General features: G+C 74.6%; 16 protein-coding genes and 2 tRNA genes. 9 read left to right on the plus strand and 9 right to left on the minus strand.

Annotated elements, in window-relative coordinates; translation table 11 throughout:
• The first annotated feature begins 13 nt into the window (after positions 1 to 13).
• The 5 genes from PIR53_01380 (at position 14) to PIR53_01400 (ending at position 4,870) form a co-directional block, all read left to right on the plus strand.
• Positions 14 to 1,120 (plus strand): PP2C family protein-serine/threonine phosphatase, encoded by a 1,107-nt coding sequence (locus tag PIR53_01380; GenBank protein ID WZH54380.1) that lies wholly within the window; start codon positions 14 to 16, stop codon positions 1,118 to 1,120.
• A 99-nt stretch (positions 1,121 to 1,219) separates the two neighbouring features.
• Positions 1,220 to 1,293, plus strand: a tRNA-Gly gene (locus PIR53_01385).
• A 69-nt stretch (positions 1,294 to 1,362) separates the two neighbouring features.
• Positions 1,363 to 1,435, plus strand: a tRNA-Pro gene (locus PIR53_01390).
• Between the two features lie 48 nt (positions 1,436 to 1,483).
• Entirely contained in the window at positions 1,484 to 2,962 is a 1,479-nt protein-coding gene (gene tig, locus PIR53_01395; GenBank protein ID WZH52665.1) for a trigger factor, read from the plus strand.
• 42 nt (positions 2,963 to 3,004) lie between these two features.
• Complete coding sequence (locus tag PIR53_01400) at positions 3,005 to 4,870, plus strand: serine/threonine-protein kinase (GenBank protein WZH52666.1); 1,866 nt, start codon at positions 3,005 to 3,007, stop codon at positions 4,868 to 4,870.
• 24 nt (positions 4,871 to 4,894) lie between these two features.
• Here the strand turns inward: PIR53_01400 and PIR53_01405 are convergent, their stop codons facing one another.
• From PIR53_01405 to PIR53_01445, 9 genes are all read right to left on the minus strand, one after another.
• Positions 4,895 to 7,075: a transglutaminaseTgpA domain-containing protein gene (locus PIR53_01405; GenBank protein ID WZH52667.1), complete on the minus strand. Its 2,181-nt coding sequence runs from the start codon at positions 7,073 to 7,075 to the stop codon at positions 4,895 to 4,897.
• Positions 7,072 to 8,298 (minus strand): DUF58 domain-containing protein, encoded by a 1,227-nt coding sequence (locus tag PIR53_01410; GenBank protein WZH52668.1) that lies wholly within the window; start codon positions 8,296 to 8,298, stop codon positions 7,072 to 7,074. The genes PIR53_01405 and PIR53_01410 overlap by 4 nt, the downstream gene beginning before the upstream one ends.
• Before the next feature lie 4 nt (positions 8,299 to 8,302).
• Positions 8,303 to 9,304, minus strand: a complete 1,002-nt coding sequence (locus tag PIR53_01415) for a MoxR family ATPase (GenBank protein WZH52669.1) — start codon at positions 9,302 to 9,304, stop codon at positions 8,303 to 8,305.
• A 44-nt stretch (positions 9,305 to 9,348) separates the two neighbouring features.
• Positions 9,349 to 11,889 (minus strand): fibronectin type III domain-containing protein, encoded by a 2,541-nt coding sequence (locus PIR53_01420; GenBank protein ID WZH52670.1) that lies wholly within the window; start codon positions 11,887 to 11,889, stop codon positions 9,349 to 9,351.
• A complete protein-coding gene (locus PIR53_01425; protein WZH52671.1) occupies positions 11,889 to 16,172 on the minus strand; it encodes an FtsK/SpoIIIE domain-containing protein in 4,284 nt (1,427 codons plus the stop codon). Before PIR53_01425 ends, PIR53_01420 begins: the two co-directional genes overlap by 1 nt.
• 154 nt (positions 16,173 to 16,326) lie before the next feature.
• Positions 16,327 to 16,590 (minus strand): hypothetical protein, encoded by a 264-nt coding sequence (locus tag PIR53_01430; GenBank protein WZH52672.1) that lies wholly within the window; start codon positions 16,588 to 16,590, stop codon positions 16,327 to 16,329.
• A gap of 119 nt (positions 16,591 to 16,709) precedes the next feature.
• Positions 16,710 to 18,383: a peptidoglycan-binding domain-containing protein gene (locus PIR53_01435; protein WZH52673.1), complete on the minus strand. Its 1,674-nt coding sequence runs from the start codon at positions 18,381 to 18,383 to the stop codon at positions 16,710 to 16,712.
• 257 nt (positions 18,384 to 18,640) lie between these two features.
• Complete coding sequence (locus tag PIR53_01440; GenBank protein ID WZH52674.1) at positions 18,641 to 18,910, minus strand: hypothetical protein; 270 nt, start codon at positions 18,908 to 18,910, stop codon at positions 18,641 to 18,643.
• An 81-nt stretch (positions 18,911 to 18,991) separates the two neighbouring features.
• Positions 18,992 to 19,834 (minus strand): hypothetical protein, encoded by an 843-nt coding sequence (locus PIR53_01445; GenBank protein WZH52675.1) that lies wholly within the window; start codon positions 19,832 to 19,834, stop codon positions 18,992 to 18,994.
• Between the two features lie 117 nt (positions 19,835 to 19,951).
• Here PIR53_01445 and PIR53_01450 point away from each other — a divergent pair, with 117 nt between their 5' ends.
• From PIR53_01450 to clpX, 4 genes are all read left to right on the plus strand, one after another.
• On the plus strand, positions 19,952 to 21,226 hold the full coding sequence (locus PIR53_01450; protein WZH52676.1) for a hypothetical protein: 1,275 nt from the start codon (positions 19,952 to 19,954) through the stop codon (positions 21,224 to 21,226).
• 118 nt (positions 21,227 to 21,344) lie between these two features.
• Positions 21,345 to 21,950, plus strand: a complete 606-nt coding sequence (locus PIR53_01455; protein ID WZH54381.1) for an ATP-dependent Clp protease proteolytic subunit — start codon at positions 21,345 to 21,347, stop codon at positions 21,948 to 21,950.
• Positions 21,951 to 21,964: 14 nt separating this feature from the next.
• Positions 21,965 to 22,570 carry an ATP-dependent Clp protease proteolytic subunit gene (locus tag PIR53_01460; protein WZH52677.1) on the plus strand — a complete coding sequence of 202 codons (606 nt, stop codon included), beginning with the start codon at positions 21,965 to 21,967 and terminating at the stop codon, positions 22,568 to 22,570.
• A 174-nt stretch (positions 22,571 to 22,744) separates the two neighbouring features.
• Positions 22,745 to 24,025 (plus strand): ATP-dependent Clp protease ATP-binding subunit ClpX, encoded by a 1,281-nt coding sequence (gene clpX, locus PIR53_01465; GenBank protein WZH52678.1) that lies wholly within the window; start codon positions 22,745 to 22,747, stop codon positions 24,023 to 24,025.
• Positions 24,026 to 24,132: the final 107 nt, after the last annotated feature.

Consider the following 24,132-nt stretch of genomic DNA (forward strand, 5'->3'; position numbering starts at 1 on the left):
GGAGGTCGCCGTGATGGTGGTCGACACGCCTCCGTCGAGCCTGCTCCCGCCGCCGGCCCCGCGGAGGCGGACGGTGCGTGACCTGCGCCGCCAGCTCGCGGCCAACCGCGCGCTCACGCTCCTCGTCGTCGCGACGGTGGTCGTGGGTGTGCTGATCGCCGCCGCGCCCACCCGCGTCCCGCTCAACGTGCTGACGGTGCCGATGATCCTGTCGGCCCTGGTGCTCCGGCCCCGACAGCTCGCGCGCTTCATCAGCTTCGCGATGGTCGTCCTCTTCCTCGCGACCACGCAGCAGCCGGAGTTCACGCCCCGGCTGTGGGCCTCGGTCGCGACGTACACCGTCATCGGCCTCCTCGTGCTCGTCATCTCGCTGCGGCGCGTGCGGCTCGGCCTCGGCGGCGCGGAGGGGGAGGCGATGCTCCTCGACCTCCGGGAGCGGATCCAGGCGCAGGGCCGGCTGCCCCGCCTGCCCGACGGCTGGTCGGCGGACGCCGTCGTGCGCACGGCGGAGGGCACGGGGTTCAGCGGCGACTTCTTCTGCTTCGACCGACCGGAGGCGACGGGCCGGCTCGAGGCCGTGCTCGTCGACGTGTCCGGCAAGGGGATCCGCGCCGGCACCCGGTCGCTGCAGCTCTCGAGCGCCCTCAGCGGCCTCGTGGGCGCGGTCCCGCCCGAGCGCCTGGTGCCGGCGGCCAACGAGTTCCTGCTGCGCCAGGAGTGGACGGAGGGGTTCGCGACGGCCGTGCACGTCTCGGTCGACCTGGCGACGGGCGCGACCACGGTGCGCACCGCCGGTCACCCCCCGGCGCTCGTCGTGCGCAGCTGCGGCGAGGTGCAGCGTGTCGACCTCTCGGGCCCGCTGCTCGGGGTGGTGCCGGACGCGGCGTACCCCCCGGCGACCTTCGACCTGCAGCCCGGCGACGCGGTCGTCGTCTACACCGACGGGGTGGTGGAGGACGCGGGCACCGACCTGGACGACGGGATCGTGCGCCTCAGCTCCCTGCTGCTCGAGCACCGCGGCGAGGGGACGGAGGGCCTCGCGCAGCGGGTGCTCGACGACCTCGGGCCGATCGCGGACGACTGCGCCCTCTTCGTGCTCCGGCGCTCGACGGCACCCTGAGCCGCCACCGGGGCTGGGTTGGGGGCCTCCGTGCGCCATGTGGCACGATGACGTTCGCGTGTGTGCGTCCGGAGTCTCCGGGCGCGCTGTCGCGCGCACGCGGATGTAGCTCAATGGTAGAGCCTCAGTCTTCCAAACTGATTACGCGGGTTCGATTCCCGTCATCCGCTCCAAGTGTGGTCGACGCCGACCCGTTCGTGCAGGTCAGCGCCTGTGCGATGGGCCTGCGGCGGCCCTCTTGGCGGGGCGTAGCGTAGTGGCTAGCGCGCCTGCTTTGGGAGCAGGAGATCGCAGGTTCGAGTCCTGTCGCCCCGACCGCAACCGAGCTGCACCGCTGAAGTCCGACCACGAGGAGAACCACCTGTGAAGAGCGCCGTCGAGTCCTTGAGCCCCACCCGGGCCAAGCTCACCGTTGAGGTGCCCTTCGACGAGCTCAAGCCGAGCCTCGACAAGGCGTACAAGACCATCGCCCAGCAGATCAACGTCCCCGGCTTCCGCCGCGGCAAGGTCCCGCCGGCCGTCATCGACCGCCAGGTCGGCCGCGGCGCGGTCCTCGACCAGGCGATCAACGAGGCGCTGCCGAAGGTGTACGTCGAGGCCCTGCGTGAGAACTCGCTCGAGCCCCTGGCCCAGCCCGAGATCGAGGTGACGCGGCTCGAGGACAAGGAGCTGCTCGAGTTCACCGCCGAGGTCGACGTCAAGCCGGAGATCGAGCTGCCGGACTACGACGGCCTCGAGGCCGAGGTCGAGGACCTGACGGTCACCGACGAGGACGTCGAGGACCAGCTCAACAACCTCCGCGAGCGCTTCGGCACCCTCGCCGACGTCGAGCGCCCCGCCGCCGACGGCGACTTCGTCTCCATCGACCTCGTGGCCACCAAGGACGGCGAGGTCGTCCCCGGTGCCGAGGTCGCGGGCATGTCCTACCAGGTCGGTCGCGGCGGCATGCTCGACGGCCTCGACGAGGCCCTCACCGGCCTGTCCGCCGGCGAGTCGGCCGAGTTCACGTCGCAGCTGGTCGGTGGCGACCTCGTCGGCGAGGACGTCGCCGTCAAGGTCACCGTCAACGGCGTGCAGGAGCAGGAGCTCCCCGAGCTCGACGACGACTTCGCGCAGACCGCGTCGGAGTTCGACACCGTCGAGGAGCTGCGGGAGGACGTGCGCGCGCGCCTCACCCGCGGCAAGCGGCTCGAGCAGGCGACCGAGGCCCGCGACGCGGTGCTCGAGGCGCTGCTCGAGAAGGTCTCCGTCCCGCTGCCCGAGACGATGGTCACCGACGAGCTCAACGCCCGTCGCGAGGGCGTCGAGCAGCAGCTCGCCATGGCCGGCATCACGATGGACAAGTACCTCGAGGACGAGGGCCAGACCATCGAGGAGTTCGAGGCCGACCTCGAGCGCCGCGTGCGCGACGCCGTGGCCGCGCAGTTCCTCCTCGACGAGATCGCCAAGCGCGAGGAGCTGGGCGTCGAGCAGAACGACCTGAGCCAGCACATCGTGCGTCGCGCCCAGCAGTCCGGTCAGGACCCGCAGGAGTTCGCGAACCACATGTTCGAGCACAACCACATCCCCGAGCTCGTGCAGGAGATCCTGCGGGGCAAGGCGCTGGCGACGCTCGTCGAGTCGGCCGTCGTGACCGACGCGTCCGGCAACCACGTCGAGCTCAAGAACCTGCGCCCCGACGGCTCCATCGGCGAGCCCGAGGCGGAGTCGGCGGACGAGTCGGCGGACGAGTCGGCGGACGAGTCGGCGGACGAGTCGGCGGAGCCGGCCGAGGCCGAGCAGGCCGAGCAGACGGACGAGGCCCCCGAGGCCACGTCGGACGAGGCCGACGCGGCCAAGTGAGCCGACACTCCGAGATGAGCTGAATTCCGGCGGGGGACACGGATGACGCGCGAGCGGGCGGGCGACAGCACCGATGGTGCCTGGCGCCCGCCCGCTGCTGCGTCCGAGCCCGTCGAGGCCCGTCGTGAGCCGGAGGACATCCCGGGCTACGTCGAGCTGACCGAGGTGGGGCGCGGCGGCGACTCCGTCGTCTACCGGGCCCGCCAGGTCAGCCCGCACCGGGTCGTCGCCATCAAGGTGCTCCGCACCGACGACGACGGCCGCGTCGCCCGCTTCCGGCGCGAGGTCGACATCACGATCGAGCTCGGGCGCCAACACCCCCACATCGTCAACCTCCTCGACGTCGGCACCACGGGGGCGGGCCGCCCGTTCCTGGTGATGGACTTCGTCGAGGCCGGCACCGTTCACGATCGGCTGCGCCAGCAGGGGCCGCTGCCGGTGCACGAGGTGCTCGAGATCGGCTACGTGCTGGCCGACGCCCTCGCGTTCGCCCACGAGCGCGGCGTGCTGCACCGCGACGTGAAGCCGCAGAACGTGCTGGTGCTGCCCACCACGTGGGTGCTCGCCGACTTCGGCATCGCGCGTCTCGCCGGCTCCGAGCACACCGCCTCCGTCGAGACGTTCACCTACCGCCACGCCGCGCCCCAGGTGCTCGACGGCGAGAAGCCGTCCCGCGCCGACGACCTCTGGTCCCTCGGCTCCACCCTCTTCACCCTCCTCGACGGCCGGCCGCCCTTCGCCAGCGACGACCCCGACGAGGACTCGGCGCTCGCCTACATCCGCCGGGCCCGCACGGAGCCCCACCGCTCCCTGTCCGCCGACGGAGCCGAGCGGGTCGCCGCGATCATCGACCGCTGCCTGCAGAAGGACCCCGCACAGCGCTGGCCCGACGCCGCCTCGCTGCGCGACGCGTTCGCCGCGCTCCGCACGAGCGCCTGGCTGCCCGGTGGGAGCCAGCCGGACGCCGCGGCCCCCGCGGCCCCCGATGCACCGCCCACCCCGGCGCCCACACAGGCGACCGGCCCGACGCCCGGCCAGTCCACGGCTCCCCGGCCGGCGCCGGCGTCACCACCGGCGCCCGCCATCGCGCCGGTCCCGGTGGAGGAGCCACCGTCGAGCCCGGCACCGGTCCCGGCACCGGTCCCGGCACCGGCCCCGGAAGCGGCCCCGGCAGCCAGCCCGGCACCCGGCGCCCGGGAGGACGCCTGGGCGCCTGGCGCCGACCCGGAACCGCTCGCCCTCTCGGTGCTCGCCCACGCACCGGTCCAGCACGAGCCGGACGCCGCCCCGACCGGCACGGGCGGGCTCGTGGCGGGCCGCCTGACCGGAGGCGCCGACGCAGCCGGCCCGCCGTCCGGCGCCGCGCCGCCGAGCGCCGCGCCTGCCGCTGACCCCGCCCCCGACCCGGCCCGACGGCGTCGCCGCAACCTGCTCGTGCTGCTGGCCGTGGTCGCGCTCCTCGTGGGGATGGGGCTGACGATCGTCGGCTCCGCTCTGCGGGGAGGCGACGAGCCGCGGGAGGCGTCGACGGCCGACGCGACGGAGACGGCGGGGGGCGGGGTGCCGACCGCGACCGAGACGCCCGCGGCCCCCGACCTCGAGCCGCGACCGAACCCCGACCTCGCCGTGCTCTTCACCGACATCGATGCGGTCGGTCTCGACATCGAGATGGCCTGGACCGACCCCAGCGAGGGGGAGGCGGAGTTCTACGTGGCGCAGACCTCCGGCTCGGACGGCGCGGTCGTCGACTACAAGGCGGTGCTCCCGCCCGGCACCCGGCAGTACGTGCTGCCCGGCGCCCTCGCCGCCGGCGGTCGCCAGTGCTACGCGATCCTGCTGCGCATGCCGACCGGCGAGTTCGGCGTCTCCGACGTCCGCTGCATCACCGCACCCGCCGCCGACGAGTGACCGTCGACGGGTGACCGTCGGCGCTCAGCGCCGGAAGACCCGGGGGTCGAACGCCCACGCCGGGCGTCGCCACCACGGCAGCGAGCGACGCAGACCGCGGCGTACGGCGCGGAGCGCGGCCCGCTCGGCCCCGTCGAGCCCACCGGACCCGGCGTCGCCGGTCGGCGCGAAGGCGGAGCGGTCCGCCGCGTGAGCGAGCGTGGTCGCCTCGGGCACGCCGTAGGCCATCGCCACGCGGTCGCCGACGCTGGGCGCGGGCTCCGCGGGCCGGGCGGGGGCACCGGCGAGCACGAGCCCGTCGAGCACCTCGGCCCAGGCGCCGCGGGGACCGCGGCGGCGGTGGGCCCACGACCGGACGGACCGGGCGAGGAGCAGGGCGAGCGGGAGCCCGACGAGCAGCGCGCCGCCGGCGGCGTACCAGACGCCGGGGGGCAGGCCGGAGCCCTCGTCGGGTCCGGGGCGCTCGTCGTCGAGGGGCCGGGCGTCGGGATCGGTCGGCGGGGTGACGGGCTCCTCGCTCGGCTGGGTCTCCTCGGGCGGTGCGGTGGGCCGCTCGCCCACGAGGCCGGGCTCCGGCGTGGGGTCGAAGGGCACCCAGCCGAGGTCGGTGAAGTAGACCTCCGGCCACGCGAGGGCGTGCTCGCCGCGCACGACGCGGGTGCCGTCGCCCTGCTCGTCGCCGGGGCGGAAGCCCACCACCACCCGGGTCGGCAGGCCGGTGTGGCGTGCCAGCAGGGCGAAGGCCGTCGCGAACTGCTCGGAGGTGCCCTCCTGGGCGCCGGACGTGCCGGGGGTCCCGAGCAGGAAGTCCTGGATCCGCCAGAGGGCGGAGCCGGAGATGGCGCGCTCGCTCAGGGTGCGCCGGCCGCGCACGGCGTTCTCGATGGCGAGGGCCCGCTGGTAGGGCTTCGTGGTGCCCTGGGCGACCTCCTGGGCGTAGACCCCGAGCTCGTACGGCAGGTCGGGGGTCTGGAGGTAGCGGTCGAGGGGGAGGTCGGCCGCGTCGGGCGCGTCGGGCGAGGGGACCCCGGCCTCGGGCAGCGCCGCCGGGTCGGGGGCGTCGACCTGGGCGGTGACCTCGTACTCGACCCCGGCGGTCCCCTCGGGGCGCAGGAGGGTGCCGGTGCGCGGGTCGACGAGCGCATCGGTGCCGGTGACGCCGGTCGGGTCGCCGGGCGAGGGCAGCCAGCTGCCACCGAGGTCGCTCACACGGACGGCCGTCGTGAACCGGGCGCGCTGGTCGCCGAGCGGCATGACGTCCGTCGCCTCGATGCCCAGCGGTCCGTACTCCGTCGCCGCCCGCCACTGGGCCCCGTCGTAGTCGTCGAGCACGACCAGCCGCAGCGGCGCCACGTCGCCGGAGGTGGTGAAGAGCTCGACGTCGGGGTTGGCCGACCACGCGGCCAGCTGGGGGAGCGGGCTCGACGCCTGCGTCTGCAGCATCGGCGGGTCCACGACGGAGCGGGGGTCGAAGGGCTCCTGCGTCGGCACGAGGCTGGCGGAGGCGACGACGCCGACGGCGACGACGAGCAGCGGCCCGGCGATGACGGCCCGCCGCTTCCGGGGCTCGCCCGTCTCGTCGAGCAGCACCCAGCCGAGCACGGCGAGCACGAGCAGGAGCGCCGCGAGCAGGCCGATGCGGTCGCCCTCGCCGCGCGTCAGCAGCGCCCCCGCCGCGTAGAGCACGACCGCGCCCACCACCGGGGCCACGCGGGTCGGACGGTGGCTGCGCAGCGCCACGAGGAGCCCGACGACGCCGCTCAGCAGCACCGGCACGACGAGCAGGTCCGCGCGGAACGCCAGCGGCTGCGGCTCGGTGAGGAGCCGGGGCACGGCGTCGCCGACGGTGCCGACGAGCGTGGTGCCCGCCCCCGACGCCAGCACGTAGCCCACCAGCACGAGCAGCCCCGACAGCACCGACGCCGCCAGCCACCGCGGCACCCCGAGCCGCAGCACGAGGCTGAGGAGCACGAAGGGCAGCACGACCGCGCCGACGACCACGAGCGGCATGCGCCAGCCGCCCCACGCCGTCGCCAGCGACAGGGCGCCGGCGGCCGGGAGGCTGGCGGCCCACACGAGGGCCGCGGCAGCGGTACGGCGCGGCACCGCCGGCAGCGGCTCACCGGGCACCGTCGGACCGGTGCCGGTGCCGGTGCCGGTGCCGGAGCGGGCGCCGGTGCGGGGGGCCGCGGTCGTCGCGCTCATCCGGCCACCGCCTGGTCCCACTGCGCGGCCAGCCCGAGCGAGGAGCCGCCGCGCAGCACGAGGAGGTCGCCGTGCTGGCCCGAGGCGACGAGGGGGCGGGGGTCGAGCGAGAGCACGACCCGCCGGGCCGCGCCGCCGAGCAGCGGCGCCAGCTCGCGCTCCTCCGTGCCCGCGCCGGAGACGGCGACGACCACGTCGCTGTCGGCGAGGCCATGGGCACCGGGCGAGCCGGGCGAGCCGGGGGGATCGGCGTGCTCGCCGACGGTGCCGAGCTCGGCGAGGAGCAGCTCGATCTCGTCCCCGCCGGGGTGGGGCAGCCCGGACGGCGACGCCGGTACGTCGACGGCGTGGCGCCCGCTCGCCACGCGGAAGCGCAACGGGTGGCCGCCCGCCACCGCCACCCGGCAGAGGGCGGCGGCGAGCTCGACGGCGTCCTCGAACGGCTCGTCGGTGCCGCGCTGCACGTAGCTCGAGGCCCGGTCGTCGAGGAGCACCCCGACGTGGGGCTCGGCGGGGTCGGCGTCCTCGCGGACCATGAGCGTGCCCCAGCGGGCGCTGGTCGCCCAGTGCAGACGACGCAGGTCGTCGCCGGGCGTGTACTCGTGGAGGCCGACCAGGTCGGTGCCGCCCACGTCGACGGAGTCGGTCGACCCCGCGGCCGCGCGCCGCACGCCGCGGGCCATGTCGTGGAGGGGGATCCGCCGGGGCAGCACCCGCACGGTCTCCACCTCGCCGTGCTCGACGGCGTGGGTGGCGAGCCCGAGCAGGCCGTGCCGGCGCAGCACGAGGGGGCCGACGGGGACGAGGCCGCGTCGTACGGTCGGGATGTCGTGCTCGAGCTCCACCTCCTCGGCCTGGGGCACGTCGGGCAGGCGCACCGGGTGGAGCGTGCCGTCGACCAGGTCGGCGGCCTCGAGCCGCGCCAGGCCCCGGCGTCGGTGGCCGGCGAAGCGCAGCGTCGCCCGGCAGCGCTCGTGACGCACCACGACGGCGGGCTCGACCCGGCGCTGGAGGGCGACCCGGGCCGGTCGCAGCACGGCGACGAGCTCGACCACCACGAGCGCGAGCAGGCAGCTGCCGAGCCCGGCGGGCACCGGGTAGCGGGCGAGCAGGCCCAGCACGAGCAGCGCGACGCCGAGCGCGGCGACGCCGCGCCCGCGGGGCGTGGTGGCCCGCCAGGCGACGAGCGCCCGGGACGGCGCGTGAGCCCCCGTGGTGGTCACCGGATCAGGACTGGTCGGGCTGCGGCGGGTGCACGGTGTCGAGCACCTCGTGCACCACGTCGACGGGGCGGTGGCCTGCCAGCAGCGCGTCGCGGGTGAGGACGGTGCGGTGGGCCAGGACGGGCTCGGCCAGGCGCTGGACGTCGTGGGGCACCACGTAGTGGCGGCCCTGCGACGCGGCGTACACCTGCAGGCAGCGCACGAGCGCCTTCAACCCGCGCGTCGAGGCGCCGAGGCGCACGCGGGGGTCGGTGCGGATCGCGACACCGATCTCGCGGACGTAGCGCAGCAGGGGATCGGCCACGTGGAGCATCGTCAGCCGCTCGGCCGCCGCCGCCACGACGCCCGGGGTCGAGACGACGGGCACGTCGTCGACCCGGCCCGCGTGGCTGCCCGGGCGGAGCACGTCGAGCTCGTGCTCGGCATCGGGGTAGCCCAGCGCGGTGCGCACCAGGAAGCGGTCGAGCTGGGCCTCCGGCAGGCGGTAGGTGCCGTCGAGGTCGACGGGGTTCTGGGTGGCGATCACGACGAACGGGTCCGGTACGGCGCGGGTCGACCCGTCGACGGTGACCGTCCGCTCCTCCATGACCTCCAGCAGGGCGGACTGGGTCTTGGCCGCCGCGCGGTTGATCTCGTCGGCGAGCACGACGTGGGCGAACACCGGCCCGGGCCGGAAGCGCACCTCGCCGCTGCGCGGGTCGAAGACCGTCGTGCCCGTGACGTCGCTCGGCAGCAGGTCGGGGGTGAACTGCACCCGGCGCATCTCGCCGCCGAGGGCGCGGGCGACGGCCCGCGCCAGGGTGGTCTTGCCGGTGCCCGGCACGTCCTCGAGCAGCACGTGGCCGCCCGCGATCGCCGCGACGAGCACGAGGTCCACCGTCGCCCGCTTGCCGTGCACGGCCACCTCCACGGCGTCCCCGAGCCGCTGGTGGAGCCGGCGGAACTCGGCGACGTCCGTCTCGGTGACGGGGCCGGAGGCGCGGGGGCTGTCGGCGATGGCGGTCACGGAGGTCCTCTCGGGGGGAACGGTGGTCGCTGTCGGGGTGGGTGTCAGGGGATCTGCTGGCCCTCGCAGAGCGCGGTCTGCGAGGTGGTGAAGGTGTAGGTCGCGCTCTGCACCGTCGTGCGGCCGTTGTCGGCGGTGAACGTGATGGAGCGGTTGCGGGTGATGGTGCGGCTGGCGCCCCGGTCGCAGGCGACCCACTGGTAGCCGTCGTTGTAGCTGAGCGTCAACGACGTCTGGCCGCACGGCATGGTGGCGCTGCCGGAGTCCGTCGTGTAGGTGCAGGTGCCGGTGAAGGCGGACCAGTCCGCTGCCGGGGCGAGGGTGAGGGTGACGTCGCCGAATCCCTCGTAGCCGAGGTCCCCGCCGCTCTCGCCGGTCACGTGCTGGTTGCCGCCCGCGGGGAGCCGGGGGGCGCTGGCGACGCTGTTGCCGATGACGGCGTCCGCGGCGTCGCCCTCGCCCTGGGCGTTGACCGCCGTCACCCGCACCGTGGTGCGGCCGGCGTCGCACTCCTCGGCACCGGTGTCCGCGCACGGCACCGCCCAGGAGGCCGACCGGGCGTCGGCGGGGAGGTCCTGCGTCTGGGTGGTCTGCGGGTTCCCGCCGGTGAAGACGACCCGGTAGCCGGTGATCGGTGAGCCGTTGTCGGCGGGCGCCTGCCACGACGCGGTGGCCGGCACGGTGCCGGCGGTGTGCGGGCCGGTGCCGACCGAGCCGGTGAGGCCGCCCGGCATGCCGGGCCGGGTGCTGGCGGTGACCTGGTTCGACGGGGCGGAGGCAGCGCGCCGACTGCCGTCCACGGCGGTCACCACGAACTGCGCCGGCTGGCCGACGGGGATGGTCAGGCGGGCCGAGCGGTCGGCCGGCCCCGACCGCGTGTAGATGCTGTCGGAGCCCACGACGGTGATGTCGAAGCCGGTCGCGGCCGGCCCCGCGTGCTGCCAGGTGACCACGGCGGTGGTGCCCTCCAGTGTCGCGGTGACGCCGGTGGGGGCCTGGAGCTCCGCCGGCTGCTCGCCCGGGGGCGGCTCGGTCGGGGTGGTCGGGCCGCCGGGCGTGGTCGGGGTGGTGGGCGGCGGGTCGTCGTCCCCACCACCGTTCGGCGGGGTCCCGCCTCCGCCGGGCGGGACGGTGCCGGGCGGGCCGACCGGTGGCACGGTCGGGCCGCCGGTCGGCGGGCTGACCGGGGGCGTCGGCGCCGTGGGCGCCGTGGGCGCGGTCGTGCTGCCCGTCGGCGGCGTCCCGTTGGACGGCGGCGTCGTGGCCGCGGTGGGGGGCGTCGAGGCCGGCGGGTCCGGCAGGTCCGCCGGGTCGGGGCGGTCGGCGTCGGCGATGTCGCGCACCTGCTCCGGGGTGGGCGGCGTGCGGCTGCCGGCGAGGCGGGTGGGGGCGACGCGGTCGTCGTACCGGGTGAGGTCGCTGATGCGGCCGTCGGGCCGCACGACGAGACCGGCCTGGGAGCCGGGCACGTTGACGATGAGGTTGCCGTCGTCGACGACCAGCTCGGCGTCGCGCTCGCCGGGGACGGGGATGTCGGCCGCGGCGCGGCGCCCGGACCCGTCGAGCACGACGATCCGCCCGGCACCGTCGCAGGGCACGTAGACGAGGTCGCGGTGCACGGCGGGCCGGCCCGGCTTCGCGCAGTCGATGGTGGTGAGGTCGACCTCGCGGAGCTGGCCGGCGCCCACGATCACGACGGTGCCGGTGTCCGGCGAGGCGACCGGCGCGAGGTCCGCCGGCGCGGAGGCCGGGGCCAGCAGGCTGCCGACGAGGGACGGCGCGTCGCCGACGACGTCGTCACCGGTGCCCACCTGCACCACGATGCCGGCGTCGGGCCCGAAGACGGTGACACCCCGGTCGTGGCCGACGAGCACGGAACCGTCGCCCGCGTAGTCCACGTCCTCCTCCCGCTCGGTGACGAAGCGGCGCTCGGCGTCGGACCAGCGCAGCTCCACCAGGCTGCCGACCTCGTCGATGGCCCAGACGCGGCCCTGGCCGTCGATGGTCGCGTCGGCGAGGCCCTCCGTGGCGACCCAGCGCTCACCGATCGCGTCGGTGGTCGACGGGTCGATGCGGGAGATGGAGCTCGTCGAGCGGTCGACGAGGAACGCCTTGCCGTCGTGGAGCAGGAGGTCGGTGGCGCCGCCCGAGGCCACCCGCCGCTGCCCGGAGACGAGCACGGAGGCGAGGTCGACGGAGAAGACCTCGCCGGTCGTGCGGTTGGTGACGAAGAGGCGGCCGTCGGCCTGGGAGACCTCGAGGTCCTCGCCCGGCGCGCCCACGGCGAGGCGCTTCTCGGGGCGGCCGGTGGCGGGGTTGACCTGGATGATCTCGCCCGACGGGTCGTCCGAGATCCAGGTGAGCCCGTCGGTGATGTCGACGACCGTCCGCGTGAGGCCCTGGCCGAAGGCGAGCCCGGCGACGAGGGAGGCGCCGACGATCGCGACGGAGATCTCGGCGCTGCCGCGCGAGTCGCGCCGACGCTTCCCCCGCAAGCGTCGGCGCAGGCGGGCCAGACGGGACGCGCCGGCCCCGCCGGTCGCGTCGGCCGGCCCGGCCGCTCCGTCCCGAGACTCCGTGGTCATCACCCGTCCTGTCGCTCGTGCGTCGCGGCCACGAGCTGCGCGACGGTGGCGGAGCCTGCCTCGCACCACAGTCCGCGACCCGGGCCGGTCAGCGGTTCCAACGTCTTCGTCGGCACGGTGACGCCGAAGACGTCGCCCTCGTTCCACTCCGGGTGCAGCAGGAAACCTCGGCGGCGCTGCTTGAGCGCCGTGACGAGCCCCGGCAGCAGACCCGGCTTGCGTGCCTCGGTGACGTCCACGGAGACCACCGCGGCGAGCGCGGCCGCATCGAGCAGCTCCAGCAGTCGCGTCCGGGCGGTCTTGTGAGCATCGTCCGTGCAGGCAGCATCCCACCGTTGGACGTCGTCGGCCACGAGCAGCACCCAGGAACCTTCCGTCCCGGCAGGGGCGGCGGAGGCCCGCGCGAGGGCGTCCTCCAGGGCCGGGACGACCTCGAGGAGCGTGTCGGCGCGCACGACCTCCGGCGGGACGTCGGAACGCGCGGCCAGCTCGACGATCCCCTCGAGGGCGCTCGTGCGACCCGTGCCGGCCCGGCCGGCGACGACCACGGGGCCCCCGAGGAGGTCGACCGTCAGCACGCCGACCGCGTCTGCGTCCACGGCGACCGGGGTGCGGCTGCCCTGCGGCGCCGGCAGCGCGTCGGCGGGCAAGCGGGTGGGCATCGGCGGCACGGCGGCCGATCCCCGGCCGGCCGTCCGCGGCTCCAGGAGCGCCGCGACCTCGCGCATCCGCTCGGCCTGCACGGGCGTGCCCGCGCCGCCCGTGGTCGCCACCTGCAGCATCTGCTTGCCGAGCAGACCGGTGCCCGGCGTGGTCTCGGCGTCGAGCACGTTGCCGGGGGCGCCGAGCATCAGGTAGTCGTCGTTCGTCGTCATCCGCAGGATGATCCGGCGGCCGAAGGACGCCGCGATCGAGGTCGGGACGCCGGTGCGCCCGGGGGCGGTGGCGATGACGTGGACGCCGACGCGGCGGCCGTTCTGCAGCACGTTCTGGAGGTGCTCGACGTGGTCGCGGGCGAGCCCGCCGGCCTTCTCGAACGCCTCGAGCACGGCGGGCAGGTTGTCGAGCAGCAGGTAGACCCGGGGCAGCACGTGCCCGGCCCGCGCGAGGTCCTCGAGGTCGGCGCACCCGTTCGAGGCGAGGGCGGCCGAGCGGTCGGCGACCGTGCGCTTGAGGAGCCGCACGAGGCGCAGCACGCGGCCCAGCTGGGTCTCGCCCACCACGGCCTCGACGGTGGGCAGGTCGGCGATGGCCTGGAGGCCGCCACCGGCGTAGTCGATGGCGTAGACGTACGGCGCGACGCCGTGCGTGCTCCACGCGTCGCCCACCGACGCGGTGACGGTAGCGGTGCGGAGCAGCTCCGTCTTGCCCGAGCCGGAGGCGCCGTGGACGAGCAGGTGCCCCACCCCGGTGAGGTCGACGTCGAGCCGGGGCTGGCGCTGGTGGGCCGGGTCGTCGATCCCGCCCAGGTGCAGGTGGCCGGACGGCTGCAGCCCCGCCTCCCGCCGGAGCTCGTCGAGGTCGAGGAGCAGCTCGGCGGGCAGCGGCGGCAGCCAGGGCTTCGGCGGGGCGGGGACCCCCGAGCGCCGGAACGCGGTGACGATCGTCGTCACGCAGCGCTCGAGGTCGGTCCGCGGGTCGAGCCGGGCGTCGGCGGCGGTGTCGGCGCGCGCGGCGCTCGCGGCGCTGAAGGCGTGGACCGTGACGGGGGAGCCGGTGCCGTCGATGGGCTGCCGGGCGCCCGTCCACGCCGACTGCACCAGCTCGGCCGTGCCGTGACCGGTGCGGCGCAGCCACGCGCGACCCGGGGTCCGCCGGGAGATCCGGGCGGCCTCGGGGGAGTCGATGACGTCCCGCGAGTCGTCGGCGGCGGACACCCGCAGCGCGATGCGCAGGTCGGTGTTGGCCCGGATGTTGCCGGTCACGACGCCGGCCGGCCGCTGCGTCGCGAGGAGCACGTGCATGCCGAGCGAGCGGCCCCGCTGGGCGATGTTGACCATGCCGTCGACGAAGTCCGGCACCTCGGCGGTGAGGGCGGCGAACTCGTCGACGCAGATGAGCAGGCTCGGCGGCGCCTTGTCGGGGTGCTCGCGCTCGAGCTGGGTGAGGTCCTTGACGCCGTACTCGCCCAGCAGGTGCTCCCGCGCGGTGATCTCGGCGCCGAGGGACGTGAGGGCCCGCTGCACGAGCGCCGGCGTGAGGTCGGTGATGTAGCCGACGGTGTGCGGCAGGTCGGCGCACTCCCGGAACGCCGCGCCACCCTTGTAGTCGACGAGCAGGAAGCTGATCCGGTTCACGGGGTTGTTCAGCGCGAGCGAGCAGATGAGGGTCTGCAGCAGCTCCGACTTGCCGGAGCCGGTCGTGCCCGCCACCAGGCCGTGCGGGCCGTCGTCGCGGAGGTCGATGGTGACCGTGCCGTCGATGCCGGCGCCGATCTGGGCGCGCAGCCCCCGGCTCGCCCCCCAGCGCCGCAGCACGGCCTCGGTGTCGTCGAGGTCCTCGAGGTCCCCGCTGACCTCCGGCAGTCGCACGACGGCGGGGATCGAGGTGGAGGCGGGCAGCACGGCCGCCTCGTCGACGTACGCCGTCATGGTGCGCGCGCTGCGCCACGCGTGCGCGAGGGTGACGGCGTCGGGGGTGTCGATGCGGTCGACGCCCCCGCGGTCGCCGATGTTGACGCTCCCGTCCTCGAGGTCGACGAGCAGGCCCGTGGCCGCCGGCACCTCGGCACGGCGGCGGCCGAGCCAGAGCAGGTGGAGGCCCCGCTCGGCGCCGACGGCCGCCACCGCCTCGACGGTGCGGCGGGGGATCCCCGCGTCCTCGTCGATGATGCAGAGCGTGTGGCCGCGGCCCCCGTCCTCGCTCGCGAGGTGGTCGAGCAGCGCCGTCGCCGCGCCGGGGCCGATCGCGACCGGCGGCTCCCCGCCGACGCGGGTCGTGGCGTGCGGGAGCCAGCGGAGCCACGCCTCGTGGTGCGCGCGGCCGCGCCCGAGGCAGGCCGCGACGGTGAGGTCCGCGGGGGAGTGGTCGAAGGCCAGCCGCAGGCTGAGCGCCCGCACGAGGGCGTCCACCGCGTCGGTCTCGCCGGTGAGCGCCAGGAGCCCGTGGGCGGTGAGGTCGACGACGACCGGCATGTCCGGCAGCGTCGCGCGGGCCTCCAGCTCGGCGGCCACCTCGCGACGCAGCGGGCGGTCGCCGCCGTCCTTCACGTCCCCGCGCAGCAGGGCGGGCACGGTGCCGATCCCGAGCCGGGTGTGGAGGAAGGCCGTGCGCGTCTCGCTCCGCGCCCACAGGTAGGGGTCGCGTTGCGCGGCGCGGGTGCGCAGCGTCTCCGCGTCGGGGTAGTCGTCGTGGAACTGCTCCCGCTGCCGGCGGGCCTGGTCGTCGATGAGGGCGAGCATCCCGTCGACGTCGGTCCGCCACTCGGCGGCCTCCTCCTCGAACTGCTTCCGCGCCGCCCGCTGTTGCTGGCGCCAGCCGAGGTAGCCGAACATCGGCCACGCCAGCATGTAGACCAGCGCGTACGGCGTCTGCGACCGCGCGAAGATCGCGAGGCCCATGATCATGGGGAGCGCGAGCATCGCCCACGGCAGCGGCGACGGCCGGTTGCGGGTCGGCGGGGAGGGTACGTCGAGGGTCTCGTCGAGCAGCGGTTCCCCGAAGCGCGGCGGGCGGAAGACCGAGACGGCCGTGTCGTCGACCGGCACCTCGCCCGGATCGACCACGACCGTGGTGCGGCCCAGGCGGATCGGGGTGCCCCAGTCCACCTCGCGGCCCGTCGTCACCTGCTCGCCGGCCACGGTCGTGCCGTTGGCCGAGCCCGCGTCGTACACGGTCGGGCGGGTGCCGAGCACGACCCGCACGTGCTGGGTCGAGACCAGCGGGTCCGTCAGGCGCATGGTGCACGTCGTGCCGCGGCCGACGGTCAGCGCGTTGGAGCGCACCTGGAGGCGCTGGCCGGAGTCGGGCCCGTCGACGACGCGCAGCACCGCGCGCGGGCGGGAGGTGCTGCTGTGCCGGTGCAGCCACGAGGCGGGGGCGGTGACGACGTCGAGGAGGTCGCCGGTGCGGAGGCCGCACTCGGTGAGGACGCGGTCGGCCGGCCAGGGGTGCCCGCCGTCGACGGGCACGAGCATGAGGTGCGCCTGGTGGGGTGCCAGGTGGCGGCCGAAGGCGCGCGCGAGGTCGGCCACCGTGGCGTCGGGCTTGGCGTGGACGACCACGTCGACCGAGGGCAGGCCCGACTCGGGCGGGGTGCTCAACGAGAGCGTCCACTGCTGCACGACCGGCTCCTTGCTCGCGGAGGGCTGCGGCCAAACCTCCCGGCGGGAGTCGGCGCGACGACGGGGACACGACGGGGACGCGACGGGGACACGACGCGGGGGCCGCCGGCACGAAGCCGGCGACCCCCGTCGCGGTGCGGGACGCTGGAGGGCGTCAGGCCGAGACCTGCTCCTGCTCCTGCGCCTGGTTGTTGATCAGCGTGGAGAAGTCGTTGAGCTGGGCGACGACCTGGGTGAGCATCGCGCGGTACTCCGAGTTCCACGAGGTGCGGGTGCGCTCGGCGTCGGGGCCGACCCACTCGAAGGACTCCAGCGACTGGGTGAGACGGGCCGTGAGCTGCTCGAGCTCGCCGGCGCCCTGCGTGATCTGCTGGGCCGACTGGCGGCCACCCTCGATGTCCATACCCTTCATGGCCATGGCGGTACTCCTTCGTGTTGGTTGGTGCCGTGCGGCGGATGGTCGTGCTGGGGGTGCTGCTGGGGGTGCTGCTGGTCAGTGCTGGTCTGGCTGCTGTGCGGTCGGTGCGGGTCGTGCGGTCAGTTGCCCATGCGGGAACGGACGTGCGAGGTGGCCTCGGCCGCGGTGATGCGGCCGTCGCCGTTGACGTCGAGCTCGCGGTTCTGGTGGTAGGCCTGCGTGCCCTGGTTGAACATCGTGGTCTCGGGCTCCATCGGCCGGCCGCCCAGGACGCTCGTGTAGACGTTCTCGAGCGAGTCGAGGCGACCGCGGTGGGGCTCGAAGTAGCGCTCGACGTACTGCAGCTGCTCCGTCGGCGTCATGCGGGACAGCGCCTCCGTGGAGGTGCCGAGCCCGGCCGCGGTGTCGGGCATGAACTGGATGAGCCCGGTCGCGCCGCTGCGGGGGTTGACCACGTCGGAGCTGAAGCGGCCGCCGGTCTCGAAGCTCATCGTCGCCAGCAGGTGCTCCGGCTGGGCGCCGACGCGGGCGGCGACTCCCTCGACCTCGCGGAGGAACTCGGGCGTGACGTTCCCGTTGCCGCGGACGCCCTGGATCTGGTTGTAGTCGTAGCCGGTGGGCGACGTGAACCCCGTGCCGTGCGCGACCTCGAGCGGGTGGTCGGCACGCCACGCCTGGTAGGCGGCCTGGGTGTTCGAGCCCCACACGCCGTCGCTGCCGCGGGTGTCGTAGCCCGCCGCGGTCAGCCGCTGCTGCAGCTCGCGGACGTCCTCCCCGCGGCTGCCGCGACCGTTCTCGCCGGCCAGCTTCTCGATCGCCGCGTCGCCGCCCTGGCCGCGACCGGCCAGCGCCGCGCCACCGAGACCGAGGGCGGCCGCACCGCCGGCGAGGCCGGCTGCCGCGCCGTACGACGGCTTGTCGCCGGTCGTGGAGACCGAGTCGCCGGTCGGGTTGAGAGCGGCGCTGCCGAGCGAGTCGGCGCCCGGCGTCGTGCCGCCGGTCGTGATGCCGGAGACGCCCGCCGCCGGTGCGCCGGCCGGGATCGAGCCGCTGCCGCCGTCGATCGAGCCGCTGCCCAGGGCGGGAGCGGCGCCGCCGCTGGTCCCGCCGCCGGTCCCGCCTCCCGTGCCGCCGCCCGTGCCGCCGCCGGAGCCGGAGCCCGTGCCGGTCGGCAGCGCGCCGCCGATCTCGGGTCGGGCGCTGGACGTGGGCGCCGGGGTGGACAGGGAGGAGCCGGTGCTGCTCCCGAGCGAGGGGGTCGCGTAGACCGGCGTCGTCGCGGACGACGGGGACGCGCCGATGGGGGAGGTCGTGGTGGTCGTCGTGCCGGGGATGGTGACCCCGTCGGCCGTCGTCGTGGTGGTCGACGTCGTCGTGGTGGTCGTGCCCGGGGTGCCCGGGGTGAGCGGCTGCGTCGGGGCGATGGAGCCGCCGTTCCAAGAGGACAGCGGCGCCTTCGACTGCTCCGTCTGCAGCGGGCTGGTGTAGGTCGGCAGCGCGCTGAAGTCGACCGTCTCGCCGGCGCTCACCTGGTCCTGCGCCTCGGCGTTGGCGCCGAGCACCTGGGCGAACATGCCCAGCGCCATCGAGATCTTCTGCAGCCACGGGAGCACCTGGGTCTCCAGGAAGGTCGCGTACGCCGCGCTCGCGCCACCGGTGAAGAAGGACGCCGCCCGGAGCAGCGCGATGAGCGCCTTCACGAACGTGATCACCTGATCGGTGATCTCCTTGCCCTCCTGGCACTTCTGCTGCGCCTCGCGGAGCTCGTCGGTGTCCGCCCCGAGAAAAGCCATCGTCGTCGCCTCCCTTGCTGCCTCGTCGCTCGGTCTGCGCCGGCGGTGTCTGCTGGTGGGTGCTGGTGGGTGCTGCTCCGGTGTCTCCACCTCGGCACGTCCCGGACGCTAGGGCGGTCCGGGACCCCCGGGGAAGGCCGCGGCGGGTGGAAGGTTCCTCCCCGCCGGCCGCGTCGAGGTCGACGACGTGCGACGAGCCGGCACGGTGGACCGTGCCGGCTCGCGGGTGGTGCTGGTGCTGCGGGGTGGAGCGAGGCTCAGGAGCTGGCCTCGTCCTGGCGGTCGGCGTGCACGCACAGCACGCGGCCCTGGTCGGAGAGGGACTCGGAGGCCGCGGCGGCGCTGGGCGCGAAGGAGCCCGTCCAGTCGCTCTCGAAGCTCGACCGGTCCGGTCCCTGCCACTTGAGGCCGCTGATCATCGCGCTGATGCTGGAGACGACGCCGGCGACCTGCCCGGCGTGCTCGCCCATGTTCTGGCCGACCGAGCGGGCGTACTCGGTGTCCATGCCCTGCATGCTGCTGCTCATGGCTCCTCCTCTGCGTCGGGTGGGGCGCGGCCGGAGCCACGCGTGCTGCTGCCCGAGGCTAGGGAGGAGGGGCCGCAGGGCCTAGGCCCGCGGGGGTGGAACGTTCCGCCGCGCGGCGGCCCGTTCGGCCTCGTCCAGGTCGTCCGTCGTGACCAACCGGATCTCCGCCGTGCGCCGTCCGATCGCGAAACGCACGTTCTGCGCCCGCCCGCTGCCGGCCCGGAACGGGTCGTCCTTGGGGCCGAACGCCAGGGCCGAGATGGAGCGGATGGCGTCGTCGACCCGCTGGGCCCGCTCGAGGTTCCAGGCGTAGCCGTGCCAGTGCAGGATCCGCTCGTAGATCTCGCGGTTCGACGGGGGCCGGGGGTAGTCGTCCGTGCCGGAGAGCCAGGGCTCGGCGAGGGCGAGCGCGACGAACCACTCCCGGCTGTGCCGCGGCAGCATCGGCGCGGGTGCGGTGGCCCCGTCGTCGGCGTCGTCGGCGTCCGGGCGGGGCATCGCGACCACGGGGCCGCTGCCGCTCGGGGTGACCTCGATGCTGACCGACAGGTCGTCGTAAGTGTCCCCGGCGAGGCGTCCCCGCATGACCACGAGCTGGTTCTCGCCCTCGTCGAGGAGCAGGGACATGCCCTCGGTGACCGTGACGCGGCGCGCGCCGCCGGGCGCGTCGAAGAGGCTGGAGACCTGGGTCTCGCCCGACCCGTGCCACCGCAGGCGGGCGATTTCCTCGCCCACGATGAGCTCCCCGAGCACGCGGGAGACGTGGGGGGCGCAGCGGGGGAGCGCGATCGCGGTGATGCGCAGCGCGTTCTCGGGGCTCTCCTCCGGTACGGCGCGGTCGGGCGACCGTCCGAAGAACAGGGTCTCGCCGGACCCCAGCGTCACCGTCGGCAGGCCGGCCCCCCGCAACGTCACCCGCAGCATGGCTCGATCCAACCACAGGGCCGGACGTCCGCGGAGTGATCGAGCCGACCCCGGTTGAGTGAACATTTGTCCACTCAGAGTGTTGACCGCGGGTGGTCCGCGACGGACCCTGGAGACGTGTCCACGACCATTCCCGCGCCCGTGCCGCCGAGCGAGCAGTCGACCAAGCCGTCGACCGACCCGTCGACGGAGCCGGACCGCGCTGTCGCCGATCCGGGCCTGCTCGACGCGTTGACGCTGCTGCTCGAGGTCACCGACGAGCTCGTCGTGCGCAGCGTCCGCGACACCCACCGCGCCGTCGCCACGCGCATCGGCGCGCTCGTGCGCGCCACGACGCTGGGCGCCGGGGGCGGGCCGCTGTGGGCGCACGACCTCGTCGCCGCGGGCGTGTACGGCGCGATCGGCGGCTCGCTGCGCGGGGCCGCCCGCGGGACGGGCGCCCTGGCCGCGCGCGGCACCGGACCCGGTCTCGACGAGCGGGGCGTGGGGCGGCAGCTGCGGGCGGCGGTCAACGGCCTCATCGGCGACCGCCTGGACACCGAGCAGCGCGCCCTGGCGATCCGGATGGCGCCGCGGGTCGACGGCCGCGACGTTCCGGTGACCCGCGCGGGGCTCGCCGCGGCGTACCCGGGGGCGACGCCGCGCGTCGTCGTCCTGCTGCACGGCCTCGGGGAGAGCGACGAGGTGTGGCGGCTGGGACGTGCGGAGCGCGGGTCGACCTACCCGGAGGACCTCGAGGCCGCCGGCTGGACCCCCGTCGTGCTGCGGATGAACTCGGGTCTCGGGCTGCGCCCCAACGGCGTCGCGCTCGCCTCGCTCCTCGACCGGCTCGTCACGGCGTGGCCGACGGACGTCGAGCGGATCGCCCTCGTGGGCCACTCGATGGGCGGCCTGGTGATGCGTGCGGCGGCGGCCGTGGTCCCGGACGCGGGAGGGGCCGGCGCGGGGGAGCGCCCGTGGGCCGCGCGCGTGAGCGACGTGGTCACCCTCGGCACGCCGCACCGGGGAGCCCCGCTCGCCGCGCTCGTGGGGCGGGGGAGCTCGCTCCTGGGCGTGCTCGAGGAGAGCGCCGCCTTCGGACGGATCCTCGACGAGCGCTCGGTGGGCGTGCGGGACCTCGTCGAGGGGCTGGGGCACGACGTGCCGCCGCTGCCGCACGCGCGGTACCGGCTCGTGTCGGGCACGGTCTCGCGCTCGCCGCGGCACCCGGTCGGCACGGTCCTGGGCGACCTCCTGGTGCGCGAGGCCTCCGCCTACGGGCGGCGAGGCCGGTCGTGGGACGACCTCTTCGCGGAGGTGGAGGCCGAGACGCTGCACGTGGGCGGGGCGGGGCACTTCGCGCTGCTCAACCACCCCGAGGTGGCCGAGCGGCTGCTGCGCTGGCTGTCCTGATCGGGGGCGCCCGATCGCTCTCGGCGAACCGAATCCGCTGTCGGCGAACAGGGGCCGGATCGCCGTGGAACTGTCCGCGGTTCGGGCTAGTGTCGCGACCGTGAACCCGAACCCACAGATGAACGGTGCCGCGGGATTCAACCCGCTCGACGACCACATCTACTCCCGGCTGCTCCGCGAGCGGATCGTCTTCCTCGGCTCGGAGGTGCGCGACCAGAACGCCAACGCGATCTGCGCCCAGCTGCTGCTCCTCTCGGCGGAGGACCCGGAGGCGGACATCTTCCTCCACATCAACTCGCCGGGTGGATCGGTCGACGCCGGCATGGCGATCTACGACACGATGAACTACATCCCCAACGACGTCGCGACGGTCGGCATGGGCCTGGCCGCGTCGATGGGCCAGTTCCTGCTCTGCGCGGGCGCGAAGGGCAAGCGCTACGCGCTGCCCCACGCGCGGATCATGATGCACCAGCCCTCCTCGGGCATGGGTGGCTCCGCCTCCGACATCAAGATCCAGGCGCAGCAGTCGCTGCACATCAAGAAGGTGCTGCTCGAGCTCATCTCGGAGCACACCGGCCAGAGCATCGAGCAGGTCACCAACGACGCCGACCGCGACCGCTGGTTCACCGCCGCCGAGGCGAAGGACTACGGCCTGGTGGACAACGTGATCACCAGCGCCCGTGAGGCCGCCGACCAGGGCCGCCCGGCCCACCAGAACGACTGAGGGAAGGGCGCGACATGAACTACTACATCCCGCAGTGGGAGGAGCGGACCTCCTACGGGTTCCGCCGCATCGACCCCTACGGCAAGCTCTTCGAGGACCGCATCATCTTCCTCGGCACGCCGATCTCCGACGACGTGGCCAACGCCGTGATGGCGCAGCTGCTCTGCCTCGAGTCGATGAACCCCGACCAGGACATCAGCATCTACATCAACAGCCCCGGTGGCTCGTTCACCGCGCTGACGGCGATCTACGACACGATGCGCTTCATCAAGCCCGACGTGCAGACCGTGTGCCTCGGCCAGGCGGCCTCCGCCGCGGCCATCCTGCTCGCGGCCGGCGCGCCCGGGAAGCGGATGGCGCTGCCCAACAGCCGCATCCTCATCCACCAGCCCTACACGGAGGGCACGTTCGGCCAGACCTCGGACATCGAGATCCAGGCCAACGAGATCCTGCGGATGCGCGAGCTGCTCGAGACGATGATCGCGGAGCACTCGGGCAAGGACCGCGACGAGGTCAGCCGCGACATCGAGCGCGACAAGATCCTCACGGCGGAGGCGGCGGTGGAGTACGGGCTGGTCGACGCCGTGCTCGACTCCCGCAAGACCGCGCTCCTCGCCTGAGCCGATCCCGGCCGACGGCCCGGAGCGGTGCCCCGTGTCGGGCCTCATCGAGGCCCGACACGGGGTACCGTCGCAGCAACGAGCACCCGCCGCCGGCGGGTCGCCCTGACGCAGACCGCACGACCGCACCACTGCCGACGCCTCGGGCGTCGGACGACCGGAGGATGATCACCCGTGGCACGCATCGGTGACGGAGGAGACCTGCTCAAGTGCTCCTTCTGCGGAAAGAGCCAGAAGCAGGTGCAGAAGCTGATCGCCGGTCCCGGCGTCTACATCTGCACCGAGTGCATCGAGCTCTGCAACGAGATCATCGAGGAGGAGCTCGGTGAGGGCACCGAGGTCGGTCTCGACGAGCTGCCCAAGCCGCGGGAGATATTCGAGTTCCTCAACTCCTACGTCATCGGCCAGGAGCAGGCGAAGAAGTCGCTCGCGGTGGCGGTCTACAACCACTACAAGCGGGTGCAGGCCACCCCCAACGCCTCCGGGCGCCACAGCCGCGACGAGCAGGTCGAGGTCGCCAAGTCCAACATCCTCGTGGTGGGCCCGACCGGCTGCGGCAAGACCTACCTGGCGCAGACGCTGGCCCGCATGCTCAACGTCCCGTTCGCGATCGCGGACGCCACGGCGCTGACCGAGGCGGGGTACGTCGGCGAGGACGTCGAGAACATCCTCCTCAAGCTGATCCAGGCGGCGGACTACGACGTCAAGAAGGCCGAGACGGGGATCATCTACATCGACGAGATCGACAAGGTGGCCCGCAAGGCGGAGAACCCCTCGATCACGCGCGACGTCTCGGGCGAGGGCGTGCAGCAGGCCCTGCTGAAGATCCTCGAGGGCACGACCGCCTCGGTGCCGCCGCAGGGCGGTCGCAAGCACCCCCACCAGGAGTTCATCCAGATCGACACGACGAACATCCTGTTCATCGTGGGCGGCGCGTTCGCCGGGCTCGAGCACATCATCGAGCAGCGCGTCGGCAAGAAGTCGCTGGGCTTCACCGCCGAGGTGCGCGGCGAGGAGGAGCGGGAGGCGGAGGACCTGCTGTCCCGCGTCCGCCCGGAGGACCTGACGAAGTTCGGGCTCATCCCCGAGTTCATCGGTCGTCTGCCCCTCATCGCGAGCGTGCGCAAGCTCGACCGGGAGGCGCTCGTGCAGATCCTCACCGAGCCGCGCAACGCCCTCGTGAAGCAGTACCAGAAGCTCTTCGAGCTCGACGGCGTCGAGCTCGAGTTCACCGACGAGGCCGTCGACGGCATCGCCGACAAGGCGCTCGAGCGGGGCACCGGTGCCCGCGGGCTCCGGGCGATCATCGAGGAGACCCTGCTCCACGCCATGTACGACGTGCCCTCCCGCGGCGACGTGGCCACCGTCGTCGTGACGGGCGAGTCGGTCGCGGGCGACGTCCCGCCGACGCTGGTGCTGCGCGAGCCCGAGGCCAAGAAGAAGAAGTCCGCCTGACCCGCGGGGGCTTCGGCCCCGACCGACGAAGCCCCGGCCCCCACGAGGGGGACCGGGGCTTCGTCGTACGCGGGGTGGACACCCCCTCCGGACGTCATGCGGAGCGC

The organism is Nocardioides alkalitolerans (assembly GCA_038184435.1).
GTDB lineage: Bacteria > Actinomycetota > Actinomycetes > Propionibacteriales > Nocardioidaceae > Nocardioides > Nocardioides alkalitolerans_A.

What these genes read in the sequence shown, in the direction of transcription:
- PIR53_01405 (WZH52667.1), bottom strand. Translation starts at nt 7,075, where the DNA reads ATGAGCGCGACGACCGCGGCCCCCCGCACCGGCGCCCGCTCCGGCACC.
- PIR53_01435 (WZH52673.1), bottom strand. Translation starts at nt 18,383, where the DNA reads ATGGCTTTTCTCGGGGCGGACACCGACGAGCTCCGCGAGGCGCAGCAG.
- PIR53_01400 (WZH52666.1), top strand. Translation starts at nt 3,005, where the DNA reads ATGACGCGCGAGCGGGCGGGCGACAGCACCGATGGTGCCTGGCGCCCG.
- PIR53_01440 (WZH52674.1), bottom strand. Translation starts at nt 18,910, where the DNA reads ATGAGCAGCAGCATGCAGGGCATGGACACCGAGTACGCCCGCTCGGTC.
- PIR53_01445 (WZH52675.1), bottom strand. Translation starts at nt 19,834, where the DNA reads ATGCTGCGGGTGACGTTGCGGGGGGCCGGCCTGCCGACGGTGACGCTG.
- PIR53_01420 (WZH52670.1), bottom strand. Translation starts at nt 11,889, where the DNA reads ATGACCACGGAGTCTCGGGACGGAGCGGCCGGGCCGGCCGACGCGACC.
- PIR53_01430 (WZH52672.1), bottom strand. Translation starts at nt 16,590, where the DNA reads ATGGCCATGAAGGGTATGGACATCGAGGGTGGCCGCCAGTCGGCCCAG.
- PIR53_01455 (WZH54381.1), top strand. Translation starts at nt 21,345, where the DNA reads ATGAACGGTGCCGCGGGATTCAACCCGCTCGACGACCACATCTACTCC.
- PIR53_01460 (WZH52677.1), top strand. Translation starts at nt 21,965, where the DNA reads ATGAACTACTACATCCCGCAGTGGGAGGAGCGGACCTCCTACGGGTTC.
- PIR53_01380 (WZH54380.1), top strand. Translation starts at nt 14, where the DNA reads ATGGTGGTCGACACGCCTCCGTCGAGCCTGCTCCCGCCGCCGGCCCCG.